Annotated in this window: 16 protein-coding genes; 8 read left to right on the top strand and 8 right to left on the bottom strand. The window is 71.6% G+C overall.

From position 1 onward, the window contains the following. Nucleotides 1–4: 4 nt before the first annotated feature. Nucleotides 5–919 carry a carbohydrate ABC transporter permease gene (locus ACSP97_RS21580; protein WP_355145501.1) on the bottom strand — a complete coding sequence of 305 codons (915 nt, stop codon included), beginning with the start codon at nucleotides 917–919 and terminating at the stop codon, nucleotides 5–7. Beyond that, nucleotides 916–2253 carry an ABC transporter substrate-binding protein gene (locus tag ACSP97_RS21585; RefSeq protein WP_355145503.1) on the bottom strand — a complete coding sequence of 446 codons (1338 nt, stop codon included), beginning with the start codon at nucleotides 2251–2253 and terminating at the stop codon, nucleotides 916–918. The genes ACSP97_RS21580 and ACSP97_RS21585 overlap by 4 nt, the downstream gene beginning before the upstream one ends. Before the next feature lie 106 nt (nucleotides 2254–2359). Between ACSP97_RS21585 and ACSP97_RS21590 the strand changes: the two genes are divergently transcribed. Then, nucleotides 2360–3394 (top strand): LacI family DNA-binding transcriptional regulator, encoded by a 1035-nt coding sequence (locus ACSP97_RS21590; RefSeq protein ID WP_355145505.1) that lies wholly within the window; start codon nucleotides 2360–2362, stop codon nucleotides 3392–3394. A 111-nt stretch (nucleotides 3395–3505) separates the two neighbouring features. Next, nucleotides 3506–4555 (top strand): LCP family protein, encoded by a 1050-nt coding sequence (locus ACSP97_RS21595; RefSeq protein ID WP_358680249.1) that lies wholly within the window; start codon nucleotides 3506–3508, stop codon nucleotides 4553–4555. Nucleotides 4556–4602: 47 nt separating this feature from the next. Here ACSP97_RS21595 and ACSP97_RS21600 read toward each other — a convergent pair whose 3' ends face one another. Beyond that, nucleotides 4603–5796 carry a THUMP-like domain-containing protein gene (locus ACSP97_RS21600; RefSeq protein ID WP_355146021.1) on the bottom strand — a complete coding sequence of 398 codons (1194 nt, stop codon included), beginning with the start codon at nucleotides 5794–5796 and terminating at the stop codon, nucleotides 4603–4605. A gap of 91 nt (nucleotides 5797–5887) precedes the next feature. Between ACSP97_RS21600 and ACSP97_RS21605 the strand changes: the two genes are divergently transcribed. The 4 genes from ACSP97_RS21605 (at nucleotide 5888) to groL (ending at nucleotide 9921) form a co-directional block, all read left to right on the top strand. Next, nucleotides 5888–6829 carry a polysaccharide deacetylase family protein gene (locus ACSP97_RS21605; protein ID WP_355145509.1) on the top strand — a complete coding sequence of 314 codons (942 nt, stop codon included), beginning with the start codon at nucleotides 5888–5890 and terminating at the stop codon, nucleotides 6827–6829. Nucleotides 6830–6848: 19 nt separating this feature from the next. Further along, nucleotides 6849–7655 carry a polysaccharide deacetylase family protein gene (locus ACSP97_RS21610; protein ID WP_440553842.1) on the top strand — a complete coding sequence of 269 codons (807 nt, stop codon included), beginning with the start codon at nucleotides 6849–6851 and terminating at the stop codon, nucleotides 7653–7655. Nucleotides 7656–7861: 206 nt separating this feature from the next. After that, entirely contained in the window at nucleotides 7862–8170 is a 309-nt protein-coding gene (gene groES, locus ACSP97_RS21615) for a co-chaperone GroES (RefSeq protein WP_070026284.1), read from the top strand. A 122-nt stretch (nucleotides 8171–8292) separates the two neighbouring features. Beyond that, a complete protein-coding gene (groL, locus tag ACSP97_RS21620; RefSeq protein WP_070026283.1) occupies nucleotides 8293–9921 on the top strand; it encodes a chaperonin GroEL in 1629 nt (542 codons plus the stop codon). A gap of 92 nt (nucleotides 9922–10013) precedes the next feature. Here the strand turns inward: groL and ACSP97_RS21625 are convergent, their stop codons facing one another. The 4 genes from ACSP97_RS21625 to ACSP97_RS21640 form a co-directional block, all read right to left on the bottom strand. Then, nucleotides 10014–10511, bottom strand: coding sequence for a DUF3293 domain-containing protein (locus ACSP97_RS21625; protein WP_355145512.1), 498 nt, complete (start codon nucleotides 10509–10511; stop codon nucleotides 10014–10016). Nucleotides 10512–10622: 111 nt separating this feature from the next. Continuing rightward, the gene (locus ACSP97_RS21630; RefSeq protein ID WP_355145514.1) at nucleotides 10623–11075 is read right to left on the bottom strand and encodes an ester cyclase; all 453 of its coding nucleotides are present in this window, start codon (nucleotides 11073–11075) and stop codon (nucleotides 10623–10625) included. A gap of 76 nt (nucleotides 11076–11151) precedes the next feature. Further along, nucleotides 11152–11925, bottom strand: coding sequence for an SDR family NAD(P)-dependent oxidoreductase (locus tag ACSP97_RS21635; protein WP_355145516.1), 774 nt, complete (start codon nucleotides 11923–11925; stop codon nucleotides 11152–11154). Nucleotides 11926–11987: 62 nt separating this feature from the next. Beyond that, entirely contained in the window at nucleotides 11988–12656 is a 669-nt protein-coding gene (locus ACSP97_RS21640) for an MOSC domain-containing protein (protein WP_355145518.1), read from the bottom strand. Between the two features lie 79 nt (nucleotides 12657–12735). Between ACSP97_RS21640 and ACSP97_RS21645 the strand changes: the two genes are divergently transcribed. Further along, nucleotides 12736–13638: a LysR family transcriptional regulator gene (locus ACSP97_RS21645; protein WP_355145520.1), complete on the top strand. Its 903-nt coding sequence runs from the start codon at nucleotides 12736–12738 to the stop codon at nucleotides 13636–13638. Between the two features lie 107 nt (nucleotides 13639–13745). Here ACSP97_RS21645 and ACSP97_RS21650 read toward each other — a convergent pair whose 3' ends face one another. Continuing rightward, nucleotides 13746–14075 (bottom strand): WhiB family transcriptional regulator, encoded by a 330-nt coding sequence (locus ACSP97_RS21650; protein ID WP_070026278.1) that lies wholly within the window; start codon nucleotides 14073–14075, stop codon nucleotides 13746–13748. A gap of 381 nt (nucleotides 14076–14456) precedes the next feature. On the opposite strand from ACSP97_RS21650, the gene ACSP97_RS21655 reads away from it, so the two are divergent. Further along, nucleotides 14457–15068: a response regulator transcription factor gene (locus ACSP97_RS21655; protein WP_003948568.1), complete on the top strand. Its 612-nt coding sequence runs from the start codon at nucleotides 14457–14459 to the stop codon at nucleotides 15066–15068. Nucleotides 15069–15256: the final 188 nt, after the last annotated feature.

The following is a 15256-nucleotide window of genomic DNA, read 5'->3' on the forward strand; positions in this document are numbered from 1 at the left end:
CTCGTCACATTCCTTCCCGGGTGCTGCGCATCGCGCCGAAGCCGGACAGCCGGACCAGCAGCAGCGACAGCGCGGTCGCGACCACCACCAGGAAGGAGGCGATGGCGCTGGCGTAGCCGAAGTCGTAGCTCTTGAAGCCGGCTTCGTACATCAGGTACGGCACGATCGCCGTGTCGGTGCCGGGGCCGCCCTGGGTGAGGATCAGGACGGTCTCGAAGTAGGTCAGCGAGCCGACCACCATCAGCACCCCGGAGGTGGTCGCGGTGTTGCGCAGCTGGGGGAGCGTGATGGAGAAGAACTGGCGCAGGCGGCCCGCGCCGTCGATGGCCGCAGCCTGGTAGAGGACCTCGGGGATCTGGCGGGCCCCGCCCTGGTAGATCAGGGTGTGGAAGGGGATGAACTGCCAGCCGCCGACGAACACGATGGCGAGGAAGGCGCCGTTGGTGGAGCCGAGGGTGTCGCCGGGCACGATGCCGAAGTTGGGGTCGAGCAGGGCGTAGAACAGCAGCGAGATCGCCGTCGAGGACAGCAGGAACGGCACGAAGAAGACCGCCGACAGGATCGCGCGGTTGCGCTGCCTGCCCGCCGCCCAGACGCCGAGCAGCAGCGAGATCACCGTCTGGAAGGCCCAGCTGACCACCGTGAGCAGCACGGTGACCGTGAGGGACTGGGTGAGCCGGCCGTCGTCGAACAGCTTCTGCCAGTTGGCGAAACCCGCCGGCTCGGGGTTGCCGAGCCCGTTCCACTTGGTGAAGGAGAGGCAGAAGGCCAGCACCATGGGGACGACGGCGAAGAAGGCGAAGAACAGTACGGCGGGCAGGGCCAGGGCGGCGTGCGGGCGGCCCGCGTTCGCCCCGGCACTCCGCCGCGGGCGGCCCGCGCCGGTGCGCGAGCCGCCCTTCGTCGCGGTGTCGCTCACTTCAGCCCCTGCAGCGCCGACACGAACTGGCTCGGCGAGGACTTGCCGACGAACAGCTTGTTGACCTCGGTGAGCATCGGCGTCGACACGTTCGGGTCGACGGCCTGGTCCCAGCTCAGCGTGAACGCCGGCGCCTGCTGCACCATCTGGTACTGGAACTTGGCGAACACCGGGTTCGGCGAGGCGTCGAGCAGCTTCTCGGCGTTGGCCGTGGTCGGGATGGCGCCGATGGCGACCAGCTCCTTGGCGTACGTCTCCGAGGCGCAGTCGCGCAGGAAGGCGAACGCGGCGTCCTTGTTGGACGTACGGGCGTTGACCGACCAGTAGTTGGTGGGGTTGCCGACGACGTTGCGGATGTCGCCCGCGCCGCCCTCGACCGTCGGGAACGCGGTCCAGCCCAGCTCCTTGCGGGCGAAGTCCGGGAACTTGCCGAGCTGGGTGTTGTACTCCCAGGAGCCCATCAGGTGCATCGCGGCCTTGCCCTTGGCGAACACGGCCGGGGCGCCGCCGTTGGTGTAGGCGACCGAGCTGAAGCCCTTGCCGAAGGCGCCGTCGTCGACGAGTTCCCTGACCGTCTGGGCGGCCTTGAGGACGGCCGGGTCTCCCCAGCCGGAGGCGTCGCCGTTCTTGATCCGGTCGAAGACCTGGGGGCCGCCGATCCGGTCGACCAGGTACTCCAGCCACATCAGCTCGGGCCAGATGTCCGCGCCGCCCAGCGCGAAGGGGGTGATCCCGGCCCGCTTGAGCTTCTTGTTGATGTCGAGCAGCTGGTCCCAGGTGGTGGGCGGCTGGAGCTTCTGCTCGGCGAAGAGGGTCTTGTTGTAGAAGAGGATCACGGGCTGCATGCCGCGCATCGGTATGCCGTACTTGCGCCCGCCGAGGCCGCCCGCCGTGAGCACCGAGGGCAGGAAGCCGTTCTTCAGGACCGGGTCGGACTCGATGACGTCGGTGAGGTCCACCAGCTGCTTGGCATCCCGGTACGCCTTGATGGAGCCGCCGCCCCAGTTGAAGAAGATGTCCGGCGCGTTGGGGGAGCCCATCGCGGTGCGCAGCTTCGTCGGGTACTCCGAGCCGGGCACCTTCTCCAGCTTGATCTTGCCCTTGGCCTTCTTCGCGGCGGCCGACGCGTTGAACCGGTCGATCGCCTGGACCTGGACCTTGGCGTCGCCGTCGCCGTATACGAAGGCGGTGAGCGCGCCCCCGTTTCCGGAACCTCCGGAGGAGCCGCAGGCCGTGAGTCCGGCAGTTCCGGCGGTGACGAGTGTGGTGGCGCCGGCGCCGAGCACCCAGCGCCTGCTGAACATGTGCCCGCCGTTGGACGAGGTGGACTCCATTGACCCTGGCCTCTCGCAATATTTCGAGTGAGATTCCGAATGTTCCGGGAACGTATGGCGGAACAGGGGCTTCGTCAAGGGGTCGCGCAGGGATACGATCGCGGACATGAAGCCAGGGAAGCCCGCAGAAGCGCAGACCGCGACGCTCGCCGAGATCGCCCGAGAGGCAGGGGTCTCCGCTCCGACTGTTTCGAAGGTGCTCAACGGCAGAGCCGACGTCGCACCCTCGACCCGTACCCGCGTCGAGGAGCTGCTGCGCACCCACGGCTACCGGCGGCGGCGCGCCGAGGCCTCCCGCTCGCCGCTGATCGACCTGGTCTTCCACGAGCTGGAGAGCGCCTGGGCGATGGAGGTCATCCGGGGCGTGGAGAACGTGGCGCAGTCGGCCGGGCTCAGCGTGGTGCTGTCCGAGTCCGCCGGGCGGCTCACCCCCGGCCGCTCCTGGGCCGACCAGGTCGCCGCCCGCCGCCCGCACGGGGTGGTGCTGGTCCTGTCCGAACTGGACGCGGGCCAGCAGGCGTTGCTGACCAGCAGGTCCATCCCGTTCGTGGTGGTGGACCCGGCCGGCGACCCGGGCCCGGACGTGCCGTCCATCGGCGCCACCAACTGGCAGGGCGGCCTGGCCGCCACCCGCCATCTGATCGAGCTGGGCCACACCCGGATCGGCGCGATCAGCGGGCCCACCCGGATGATGTGCAGCCGTGCCCGGATCGACGGCTACCGCGCCGCCATGGAGACGGCCGGGCTGCCCGTCGACCCCTCGCTCGTCCTGGACGGGGACTTCCACCACGAGGCCGGCTATCGCCTGGGCCTGGAGCTGCTGCGCCGCCCCGACCGGCCCACCGCGATCTTCGCCGGCAACGACCTCCAGGCGCTGGGCCTCTACGAGGCCGCCCGCGAGCTGGGGCTGCGCATCCCCGAGGACCTCAGCGTGGTCGGCTTCGACGACCTGCCGGTGGCCCGCTGGGTGGGCCCGCCGCTGACGACCGTACGGCAGCCGCTGACCGAGATGGCCGAGGCGGCGGCCAGGCTGGTGCTCGAACTGGGCAGTGCGCAGGAGGAACGGGCGGCCACCCGGCTGGAGTTGGCCACGAGCCTGGTGGTGCGGTCGAGCACGGCACCGGTGCGGCCGGCGCAGTGATCGAAATTTTCGGGGCCGGTGTGCGGGCGGCTCCATGAAAATTTCGGAAGAAAACCAAATTGTGATGCTTCAACTAACGGCCCGCTAATAATTCGGACTTACGTTCCTGTCGTGACGCGACACGAGGAGCACGGCGACGCGGACATACGCGTGCGCCGGCGATCGAGAACGCTGCGGATCGCCGGTCTCACCCTGGCGGCCGCCCTGGTACTGGCCACGGCCACCGCGGGCTATGCGTACTGGCATCTCAACCACAACATCAAGAGCGTCGACATCAACAGCGCGCTCGGCGACGACCGTCCGGCGCCCGCTCCGGCCCCGAGCGCGTCCTCGGCCGCCGCGCCGCTCCCGTCCGGCGCCCTGAACATCCTGGTCCTCGGCTCGGACTCGCGCAGCGGCAAGGCCGACAAGGCGCTGGGCGGCGGCGACAGCGAGGGCGCCCGTTCGGACACCGCGATGGTGGTGCACATCGACGCGGGGCGCACCGCCGCCACCGTGGTCAGCATCCCGCGCGACACCCTCGTCACCCGCCCGTCCTGCCCGCTGCCCTCCGGGGGCGAGACCGCGGTGGCGTACGGCTCCATGTTCAACAGCGCCTTCTCGGTGGGCGGTCCGGTGTGCGCGGTGAAGACGGCCGAGTCGGTCACCGGTGTGCGCATGGACCACTTCGTCGAGATCGACTTCGCCGGTTTCGCCAAGCTGGTGGACGCGCTCGGCGGGGTCGACGTCACCACGAGCCAGGACATCGACGACGACAAGAGCCACCTCCATCTGAAGGCGGGCCCCCACCACCTCGACGGCACACAGGCGCTGGCCCTCGCGCGCACCCGGCACGGCATCGGCGACGGCAGCGACCTGGGCCGCATAGGGCTCCAACAGCTGCTGGTGAAGGCCCTGTTGGAGCAGATCTCCGGCACGAACCTGCTCGCCGACCCGGCCAGGCTCTACCAGGTCGCCGACGCGGTCACCGCGAGCATCACCACCGACACCGGCCTGGACTCGCTCGCCGAACTGACCAGCCTGGGGCAGAGCCTGAAGGGGCTGAGCGCCGACCATGTGAAGACGGTGATGATGCCGGTCGTCCAGGCGCCCTCAGACCCCAACCGGGTGATCGCGAAGGAGCCGGACGCGCGGAACCTGTGGGAGTCCCTGCGCCGCTGACCCTGCGCTCGGAGGCTTGCCCGGGGGTCGGGCCGCCGGGCGGCCCGTCAGGGGGCCGCCGGCGGCCGGGCGGGACCGCCGATCAGCATGGTGGGCGCGCCCGCCACCCGGGTCAGGAACACGGTCGCCGCGTTCGGCCCCTGCGGCTTGACCTTCCGGCGCAGCTCCTCCGGCTCGACCGCCGACCCGCGCTTCTTCACGGTCAGCGTGCCGACCCCGCGTTCGCGCAGCAGCGCCTTCAGCTTCTTCACGTTGAACGGGATCCGGTCGGTGATCTCGTAGGCGGTGGCGTACGGCGTGGGGTGCAGCGTGTCGGCGGTGACGTAGGCGATGGTCTCGTCCAGGAGGCCCCCGCCGACCTCCTGCGCCACCTCGGCGACCAGGTGCGCGCGGATCACGGCGCCGTCCGGCTCGTACAAGTACGGTCCCACCGGCCGCACTTCGGGGTTCGGCAGCCCCCGTCCGAGCAGCGTGCGCGGGCCGGGCAGCAGGGTGGCGCGCACCGCGCCCGGCGACCCGGTGCCGAACCAGAGCACCGCCTCCTTCACATCGCCGCCGTCGGAGATCCACTCGGCCTCGGCCTCCGGGGGCACCGCCTCGTGCGGCACGCCCGGGGCGATCTTCAGCGCGGCGTGCGGCGCCCGGCGCGCGGCGGACACCGCCCACGACAGCGGCGGCGAGTACGCCTCGGGGTCGAAGACCCGGCCGCCGCCCCTGGCCGAGGTGCCCCGTCGCGCGGGATCCACGAACACGGCGTCGTACCCGGCGGTGTCCACCTCGGTGACGTCGGCCTCGCGTACCTCGATCAGGTCGGCGAGCCCGAGGGCCTCGGCGTTCGCCCGCGTCACGGCCGCCGTCAGCGGGTCCCGGTCCACGGCGAGCACCCGGATGCCGGCCCGCGCCAGCGCGATGGCGTCCCCGCCGATCCCGCAGCACAGGTCCGCCACCGAGGTCACCCCGAGATCGGTCAGCCGCCGCGCCCGGTACGCCGCCACGCCGGCCCGGGTGGACTGCTCGACCCCGTTCGGGGTGAAGAACATCCGCTCCGCGTCCGCCTTCGCGAACTTGGCCGCCGCCCGCTGCCGCAGCCGGGCCTGGCCGAGCGCGGCCGACACCAGTGCGGCGGGGTGGTCGCGGCGCAGCCGGGTGGCGACGGCCAGTTCGTCGGCCGGGGCGGTGTCGCGGACCTCTTCGAGGAGGGCCCGGCCTTCGGGGGTGAGGAGGGGAGCGAGGTCGTTCACCGGGTCATTGTGGGCCAGTCGGTGGATGGTGCGCCTCCGGACGGCGTTGTCGGCCGGGCCGCGGGCGCCGGGCCTGCGAAGATCCAGCACCATGCGTCTAGTAGTACAAAATGACAAAAATCGGGTACGGGGCGGCCGGAGCCGGTCGCGCGGGCGGGGCCTCGCCCTCGGCTGCGGCGCCGCGGTCCTCGCCTCCACCGCCCTCGTCACCGGCTGCTCCGAGGCCGGCTCCCACGCCCCGCGCCCGGCCGCGGGCCAGGGCGGTGCCGCCGCCCACGCCCCGGACGCCCGGGCCGCGCGGGCCGCGGAACACGCCCGGCTGGTCGCCGCGGCCAAGAGATGGGGGCTGGACGAGGTCCCGCTCACGCCCCCGCCGCCACCCGCGAAGAAGCCCCGCATCACCGCGCGCGCGGGCTTCGAGGTCGACCACCAGGAGGACTGGGGCCTGCCCCCCGTCTTCACTACCGTCCCCACCGACAACAAGGTCGTCTTCCTCACCATCGACGACGGCTCGGAGAAGGACCCCCGGTTCCTGGAGATGATGCGGGACCTGAAGGTCCCGTACACCGCGTTCCTCAGCGACTACCTGGTCAAGGACGACTACGGCTACTTCCGCAAGGCCCAGTCCTACGGCAACGGCGTCAACAACCACACCCTGCACCACCCCTACCTGCCGGGGCTGTCCTACGACGAGCAGCGCCACGAGATCTGCGACATGCAGGACATCATGCGCAAGCAGTACGGCAAGCGCCCCACGCTCTTCCGCCCGCCCTACGGCAACTACAACCAGGACACCCTGGTCGCCGCCAAGTCCTGCGGCATCAAGTACGCGCCGATCTGGAACGAGGAGGTCTACGTCGACCACTGGGAGTTCCGCGAGGACGACCAGCAGCTGCGCCGCGGCGACATCGTGCTCACCCACTTCCGGGGCCGCGGCGACTGGGACGGCACGATGGTCGACGACATGCGCCGCTTCCTCAACAAGGTCACCCGCGAGGGTTACGCCGTGGCCCGCCTGGAGGACTACCTGTGAGCCGGCCGGGGGACCCCAGGTGAGCCGACCGGGGGAGGGCCGGCGGGCGGCCCGTGCGCGGCGGCGCCCGGGCCGCGCCGCGGCCGGTGCCGCGGCGCTCTGCTCGCTGCTGCTGCTCGTGGGCTGCGCCCAGTCCGTCGACCCCATCGAACGGCTGGGCAGGAAGGCGGCCGAGGGCGTGCACCCGCACGCCCCCGCGTCCGTCCCGCCCTACCGCCGCTGGGGCCTGACCGCACCGCTCGCCCGTCCCCCGGTACCCCCCGCCCGCCGTCTCGCGGCGCCTCGGGGACCCGCCCCGCTGCCCCCGGTCGTGGACCACGTCCCCACCCGCGACCGGGTCGTCTTCCTCACCTACGACGACACCGGGCAGGACCCCGGCTTCACCGCCATGGTCCGCCAACTCCGGCTCCCGGTGAGCCTGTTCGTGCCCGACGGCACCCGGCCGGACGCCCTCGCCCCGCTCCGCGCCGCCGGTGCCGCCGTGGAGAACCGCACCCCCGACCGCCCACCGCTGGCCGGCCGGCCGTACACCGCCCAGCGCACCGCGATCTGCGCCCGCCGGGACCGGCTGCGCGCCCGCCTCTTCCGCCCGCCCGGCGGCGCCTACGACCGCACCACCCGGCGCGCGGCGGCCGGCTGCGGCATCACCGCCCTCGCCCTCTGGCGCGCCACCCTGACCCCCGCCGGGCTGACCTACCCCCGGGGCCCCCGCCACCTCCGCCCCGGTGACATCGTCCGCGTCACCCCCAGGGCCCCCGCGTCCCGTCTCCTGCGCGGCATCCAGCGGCGGAACCTGACGGTGGGCCGCCTCGAGGACTACCTGTAGCGGACCGGGAACGGCCGACGCGCCACGACGTCATTGGCACTCCGCTTGACCGAGTGCTAATCGCAGTCATAGTCTCGGGTCTGGCACTCCCCCCTGGAGAGTGCCAACAACGCGACGGGCAGGTCCGGCACCCGCGACGACGGATCGACCTGGTCGCCACCTCAGACAGTTAACCCCGTGAGATCTCCGAAGGGGGAGGTCGGATCGTGACGACCGCCAGCTCCAAGGTTGCCATCAAGCCGCTCGAGGACCGCATCGTGGTCCAGCCGCTGGACGCCGAGCAGACCACGGCCTCTGGCCTGGTCATCCCGGACACCGCGAAGGAGAAGCCCCAGGAGGGCGCCGTCCTCGCCGTGGGCCCGGGCCGGTTCGAGAACGGCGAGCGCCTTCCGCTCGACGTCAAGGTCGGCGACGTCGTCCTCTACAGCAAGTACGGCGGCACCGAGGTGAAGTACAGCGGCGAGGAGTACCTCGTCCTCTCGGCTCGCGACGTTCTCGCGATCATCGAGAAGTAATCACCCCGAGCAAACCTTTGCTTTGAGCTGCGCCCCTGGCCCCCGCGACCGATAACGAAGCCGGGCGCCCGGGGCGCAGTTCGTCTTTGTACCCACAGATTTCCGAGAGGGCTCCCGCTGTCATGGCGAAGATCCTGAAGTTCGACGAGGACGCCCGTCGCGCCCTTGAGCGCGGCGTCAACAAGCTGGCCGACACGGTGAAGGTGACGATCGGCCCCAAGGGTCGCAACGTCGTCATCGACAAGAAGTTCGGCGCTCCCACCATCACCAACGACGGCGTCACCATCGCCCGCGAGGTGGAGATCGAGGACCCGTACGAGAACCTCGGCGCGCAGCTGGTGAAGGAGGTGGCGACCAAGACCAACGACATCGCGGGTGACGGCACCACCACCGCCACCGTGCTCGCCCAGGCGCTGGTGCGCGAGGGTCTGAAGAACGTCGCCGCCGGTGCCTCCCCGGCCGCCCTGAAGAAGGGCATCGACGCCGCGGTGAAGGCCGTCTCCGACGACCTGCTCGCCACCGCCCGTCCGATCGACGAGAAGTCCGACATCGCCGCCGTGGCCGCGCTGTCCGCCCAGGACCAGCAGGTCGGCGAGCTGATCGCCGAGGCCATGGACAAGGTCGGCAAGGACGGTGTCATCACCGTCGAGGAGTCCAACACCTTCGGTCTGGAGCTGGACTTCACCGAGGGCATGGCCTTCGACAAGGGCTACCTGTCCCCGTACTTCGTGACCGACCAGGAGCGTATGGAGGCCGTCCTCGACGACCCGTACATCCTGATCAACCAGGGCAAGATCTCCGCCATCGCGGACCTGCTGCCGCTGCTGGAGAAGGTCATCCAGGCCGGCTCCTCCAAGCCGCTGCTGATCATCGCCGAGGACATCGAGGGCGAGGCCCTGTCGACCCTGGTCGTCAACAAGATCCGCGGCACCTTCAACGCCGTCGCGGTGAAGGCCCCCGGCTTCGGCGACCGCCGCAAGGCGATGCTCCAGGACATGGCCGTCCTCACCGGCGCCACCGTCATCTCCGAGGAGGTCGGCCTCAAGCTCGACCAGGTCGGCATCGACGTGCTCGGCTCCGCCCGCCGCGTCACCGTCACCAAGGACGACACCACGATCGTCGAGGGTGCCGGCAAGGCCGAGGACCTCAACGGCCGCGTCGCCCAGATCAAGGCCGAGATCGAGAACACCGACTCCGACTGGGACCGCGAGAAGCTCCAGGAGCGCCTCGCGAAGCTGGCCGGCGGCGTGTGCGTGATCAAGGTCGGCGCCGCCACCGAGGTGGAGCTGAAGGAGAAGAAGCACCGTCTGGAGGACGCCATCTCCGCGACCCGCGCCGCGGTCGAGGAGGGCATCGTCTCCGGTGGTGGCTCCGCGCTCGTCCACGCCTCCAAGGTCCTGGAGGGCAACCTCGACAAGACCGGCGACGAGGCCACCGGTGTCGCCGTGGTCCGCAACGCGGTCGTCGAGCCGCTGCGCTGGATCGGCGAGAACGCCGGCCAGGAGGGCTACGTCATCGTCTCCAAGGTCAAGGACCTCGACAAGGGCCAGGGCTACAACGCCGCCACCGGCGAGTACGGCGACCTGATCAAGGCCGGCGTCATCGACCCGGTCAAGGTCACCCGCTCCGCCCTGGAGAACGCCGCCTCCATCGCCTCCCTGCTGCTCACGACCGAGACCCTGGTCGTCGAGAAGAAGGAAGAGGAGGAGCCGGCCGCCGCCGCGGGCCACAGCCACGGCCACGCCCACTGACGCGAGACCGGTCAGCCGGTAGACGCCAGGTCACTTCGCCCCGTCGCGCCGCGGCGGGGCGAAGTGCTGTCCGGGGCCGGCCGGAGCGGGCCTCAGCCGGCCGGCCGCGAGCGGACGCGGCCCCGTGCGCGGGCCGCCCAGCCGCTCACCGACGCGGCACCGGTGCCGCACGCGAGGACTCGCCAGGCGCCGGGGGTCCAGGCGAAGACCGCGTCCTGTCCGAAGCGGCGGCCCAGTCCGCGCGCCGCGGCATCGTCCAGGCCGACGACGGCCACACTCTCCTCCCGGTACGTACCGCCCGGGTCGCCGCCCTCCGCGGGCCACCAGGCGAGACCGAGGCGGTGGACCTCGCCGAGCAGCAGGCGGTGGGCGCGCGTGTTGGCGCCGGCGGACGCGGTACGACCCCGCGGGTTCCAGGCGGTGATCACATGCACGGCCGCGCGGCCGGCCGCTTCCGGGAAGGCACCCTCGGCCGTACCGGAGGCGCGCGGCTCGACACGAACCGTTCGCTCGGGGAACCGGATCTCGACGACCGCGGTCCGGTAGTGCTCCCAGTTGCCGGGCATGACGGTCGCGTCGGTGACGTGCACAAGGGCCTCCTGAGGAACGAAGACCCCCTTACAGGTCGCGCAGGGAGATCGGTGGTCGTCCGCAAGATGCCATGATCACGCCCCCGGTGCAAGAGGTGCCCGCCGCGGACCTCACTGCTCCAACTCGTCCAGCGCGCCCAGCTGTTCCATCAGACCCAGTTGGTCGTGCTGCCACCACAGCTCGGCGATCTTGCCGTCGGCGCCGAGGCGGAAGAAGGTCGTCCCGGTCATGGCGACACGGCGGCCGGTGGGGGCGATGCCGAGGAACTCGCCGGTGTGGGTGGCACGCCAGGTCCAGCGGGCGCAGGCACGGTCGCCCTGGGCGAGGAGGTCCTCGACGGTGAAGGCGGCGTCGAAGGCGGCGTGCCACATGCGGTGCTCGGCGCGGATGTTGTCCAGGCCGATGGTGTCCTGCGGGTTCATCGGGTCGTGGCTGTGCGCGTCCTCGTCCAGCAGGTCGTTGAGCGGGGGCGGCTCGCCGGGGGCCGTGAGCGTGGTGAAGAACCGCCGTACGGTGTCCTCGGCCGTCCGTCTGTCCTGTCGTACCGCGTCCAGGTCCGTCATGGCGCCGCCTCCGGCCTCGCTGGTCCCTCCATTTTCCCACCGGACCGCCGACGGCACCCGTTCGCGCGCGGGCCGCCTACCGGGGCCCGTACTTGCGGCCGGTGCGGGAGGTGACACCACCGAGCAGCCCGCGCGGGGTGACCTTCACCAGACCCATCAGCGCCTTGTAGCGGGGGTCCGGGATGGACACCGACTTGCCCCGCGCCAGGTCGGTGAGGGCCGCGGCGACCAGCTTGTCGGCGTCCAGCCACATCCAGCCGGGGATGTTGTCCGTGCCCATCCCGGCCCGCTGGTGGAACTCGGTGCGCACGAAGCCCGGGCACAGGGCCATCAGCCGCACGCCGGTGCCGGCCAGGTCCTTCGCCGCGCCCTGGGTGAACTGCACGACCCACGCCTTGGAGGCGCCATAGGTGCCGCGGGGCACGAAGGCGGCCACCGAGGCGACGTTGACGACGCCGCCCCGGCCCCGCTCGCGCATCGCCTCGGCCGCCGCCGAGGTCAGCCGCAGCACCGCCTCGCAGTGCACCTTGAGCATCGTCAGCTCGTCGGCCATGGAGACCTCGAGATAACGGCCCTTGTTGCCGAAACCGGCGTTGTTGATCAGCAGGTCGACCGGGTTCCTGCGGTCGCCGAGCCGGTCGGCGACCGTCTCGATGCCCTTGTCCTCGGACAGGTCGGCGGCCAGCACCTCCGCCTCGATGCCATGCCGGTCGTGCAACTCGGTCGCCTGTTCGCGCAGCCTCCTGGTGTCGCGCGCCACCAGGACGAGGTCATGCCCGTCAGCCGCCAGCCGCCGCGCGAACGCGGCACCGATCCCCGCGGTCGATCCCGTAATCAGAGCCGTTGTCATGACCCAAGCGTAGTGATCGCGGGCTTGCGGAGCACCGGCGTCCACCATGCGGTGACGGCCGCTCAGCGGGTCTGCGCGGCCACGTACTTCCGGGCCGCGGCCAGCGTCTCCGGATGCAGGGCGTCGGCCGCCGCGAGCAGCCGGGGCAGCAGTTCCCGCTCCGTGGTGGCGGCGCGGAACTCCATCGCCGCGGTCACCCCGTGCCCGGGCCGGTGGATGATCTCCACCGGGTCGCCCGCGCGTATCTCGCCCGGCTCGATCACCCGGAGGTAGGCACCGGTCGCGCCCTTCCGGGTGAACCTCTTGACCCAGCCGCGTTCGCCCAGATGGCCCTGGAAGGTGCGGCACGGGATGCGGCCCGAGGTGACCTCCAGGACCACCGTCGGACCGATCCGCCAGCGCTCGCCGATCAGCGCCCCGGAGACGTCGAGACCACTGGTCGTGATGTTCTCCCCGAAGCAGCCGTTGGCCAGCGGACGGCCCAGCTCGCGCTCCCAGTGGTCCAGGTCCTCGCGCGCGAACGCGTACACCGCCTGGTCGTCACCGCCGTGATGGCGCAGGTCGCACACCGCGTCCCCGGCCAGCCCGCTCCCGCCGGTGCCCTTGGGGCCCGGCGCCGACACCCGCACCGGGCCGGTCACCGGCCGCTTGTCGATGCCGGTGACGCCCTCCGCCTGGTCCGTGTACGGCACCGGGCGCGGCCGCCCGACGTTGACCGAGAGAAGTTCCATGGCCGCACCGTACGAGATCTTCCTCAAAGCGTCGAGCGATTATCCAGTGAGGTCCCCAAGCCTGCCTTATGCTTGAGGGGTGATCGAGGCCCGTCATCTCCGTGTCCTGCGCGCCGTCGCCGCCACCGGTTCCTTCTCGGCCGCCGGGCGCGAGCTGGGCTGCACCCAGCCCGCCGTCAGCCAGCAGATGAAGGCCCTGGAGGCCTCGGTCGGCACTCCGCTGCTGGTCCGCACCGGCCGCGAGATGCGGCTGACCCAGGCCGGCGAGGCCCTGGTCCGGCATGCCTCCGGCATCCTCGCCGGACTCACCGCCGCCGAGGAGGAGGTCGCCGCCATCGCGGGCCTGCGGGCCGGCCGGGTCCGCCTGGTCTCCTTCCCGAGCGGCAGCTCCACCCTCGTCCCCACCGCCCTGGCCGCCCTGCGTGCCGCCCACCCCGGCACCCGGGTCTCCCTGGAGGAGGCCGAGCCCCCGCGCTCCGTCGAGCTGCTGCGCGAGGGCGACTGCGACCTCGCGCTGGCCTTCCGCTACGAGGGGGCGGCGGTCACCGAGGACTGGGACGACCTGGTCGTGCGCCCCCTGCTGACCGACCGACTGGTGGCCCTGGTGCCCGAGCGGCACCGGCTCGCGCGCGCCCGGAGCGTCGCCATCGGGGAACTGGCCGAGGAGCCCTGGATCGCGGGCTGCCCGCGCTGCCGGGGCCAGCTGGTGGAGGTCTGCCAAGGGGCCGGGTTCGCGCCGCGCATCGACTTCGCCACGGACGACTACCCGGCGGTGGCCGGGCTGGTGGGCGCGGGACTGGGGGTGGCGGTACTGCCGCAGCTGGCGGTGGAGTCGGTACGGCCGAGAGGGGTGAGCACGGTACGGCTGGAGCCGGCGGTGCGCCGGGAGATCGTCGCGCTCACGCTGCCCGACCTGGCGCAGGTGCCGGCGGTGGCGGCGACGCTGGAACAGCTGGGCCGCGCGGCCGGGCGCGCGGGGTAACGCGGAACAGGGGTCACAAGGTCGCGGGCACGCACTCGGCGTGCCCGGTGTGGAGTGGAGACATCAGCGCACCCGACGGGCCGCAGGTGCGATGCAGAAACGTTCCTTCACTGATCCTGGGCGGTATCGCCGCTGGTGGTCGAGGCCGCCACCAGGCGGTTGCGTGCCCGCCCCATCAACTCTTCGCGCTCATCCTCGGTCAGGCCGCCCCAGACGCCGTACGGCTCGCGCACGGCAAGCGCGTGCGCCGCGCACTCCGCACGGACCGGGCACCTCATGCAGACCTCCTTGGCCGAGTTCTCGCGAGCGCTCCGAGCCGCCCCGCGCTCGCCCTCCGGGTGGAAGAAGAGCGAGCTGTCCACCCCGCGGCAAGCAGCCAGCAGCTGCCAGTCCCACAGGTCCGCGTTCGGTCCGGGAAGGCGGGAGAAATCTGCCATTACGTGACCCCTTGTAGCCGTTCTGGGCGGATACGGTGGCAACGACCGTACATCTCCGGTCTAAGGAGATGTAAATATGACTCATTGCGAATCTAGCCCCGAACACTACGAAACGGGAAGAAAAGCAGCTGAATGGGTCATAGGTTGTGATGAAAAGTTGAGGGTCCGTTGGGCATGTCTGCACCGTGTCGGTGCCCTCACGTAGAGTGCCGATGACGGTATGCAGCCCCGTAACTCTTTCGAGTGACCGTCGTTGAGAGTGCGGAGGCGGTTGAAAAAACAAGAGCTCGGGCAGGCGTCCGAGACGGTCGACCGCACAGGTGACGATTCCGTACCAGCCTGGAGGCTCAAGGTGACGCGCATCAGCTGCGGAGGGCGGTCATGACATCCGTCCTCGTCTGCGACGACTCCCCGCTTGCCCGAGAAGCGCTCCGCCGCGCGGTCGCGACCGTGCCCGGTGTCGAGCGTGTGACGACGGCGGCCAACGGCGAGGAAGTCCTCCGCCGCTGGGGCGCCGACCGCTCCGACCTCATCCTCATGGACGTCCGCATGCCCGGCCTGGGCGGCGTCGAGACCGTGCGCCGGCTGCTGTCCGCAGACCCCGGCGCCCGGATCATCATGCTCACCGTGGCCGAGGACCTCGACGGCGTGGCCCTCGCGGTGGCCGCCGGCGCCCGGGGCTACCTGCACAAGGACGCCTCGCGCGCCGAACTGCGGGCCACGGTGACGCAGGCCCTGGCCGACCCCACCTGGCGGCTGGCCCCGCGCCGGCTCCGCTCGGCCGAGATGGGCGCCGCGCCCACGCTCACCGCGCGGGAGATCCAGGTCCTGGAGGGCATGAGTCACGGCCGCTCCAACGCCGAGATCGGCCGCGAGCTGTTCCTCTCCGAGGACACCGTGAAGACCCACGCCCGGCGCCTGTTCAAGAAGCTCGGCGCCTCGGACCGCGCCCACGCGGTGGCCCTCGGCTTCCGCTGGGGCCTGGTCAGGTAGGACGACCCGGCGGGCCCCGCGCGGCATGTCGCGCGGGGCCGGGCATCTTCCCGGGGCGCGCCCGCGCTTTTCCGTGCCCGGGTGACCGGCCGGGTGGGCCGAACCGAGGCCCGCGCCGTCCGGGCGTCCGGCGGACACCCCGCGCGGTGGCCGAACCGGCCGCGTCGCGGCCTGCCTGCCGGGGGCTT

This window comes from Streptomyces sp. SCPE 10 (assembly GCF_051980735.1).
Classification (GTDB): Bacteria; Actinomycetota; Actinomycetes; order Streptomycetales; family Streptomycetaceae; genus Streptomyces; species Streptomyces misionensis.

Coding starts and splice junctions, on each gene's coding strand:
- groL (WP_070026283.1), top strand. CDS start 8,293: ATGGCGAAGATCCTGAAGTTCGACGAGGACGCCCGTCGCGCCCTTGAG.
- ACSP97_RS21640 (WP_355145518.1), bottom strand. CDS start 12,656: ATGGAACTTCTCTCGGTCAACGTCGGGCGGCCGCGCCCGGTGCCGTAC.
- ACSP97_RS21635 (WP_355145516.1), bottom strand. CDS start 11,925: ATGACAACGGCTCTGATTACGGGATCGACCGCGGGGATCGGTGCCGCG.
- ACSP97_RS21585 (WP_355145503.1), bottom strand. CDS start 2,253: ATGGAGTCCACCTCGTCCAACGGCGGGCACATGTTCAGCAGGCGCTGG.
- ACSP97_RS21630 (WP_355145514.1), bottom strand. CDS start 11,075: ATGACGGACCTGGACGCGGTACGACAGGACAGACGGACGGCCGAGGAC.
- ACSP97_RS21650 (WP_070026278.1), bottom strand. CDS start 14,075: ATGGCAGATTTCTCCCGCCTTCCCGGACCGAACGCGGACCTGTGGGAC.
- ACSP97_RS21655 (WP_003948568.1), top strand. CDS start 14,457: ATGACATCCGTCCTCGTCTGCGACGACTCCCCGCTTGCCCGAGAAGCG.
- ACSP97_RS21605 (WP_355145509.1), top strand. CDS start 5,888: ATGCGTCTAGTAGTACAAAATGACAAAAATCGGGTACGGGGCGGCCGG.
- ACSP97_RS21590 (WP_355145505.1), top strand. CDS start 2,360: ATGAAGCCAGGGAAGCCCGCAGAAGCGCAGACCGCGACGCTCGCCGAG.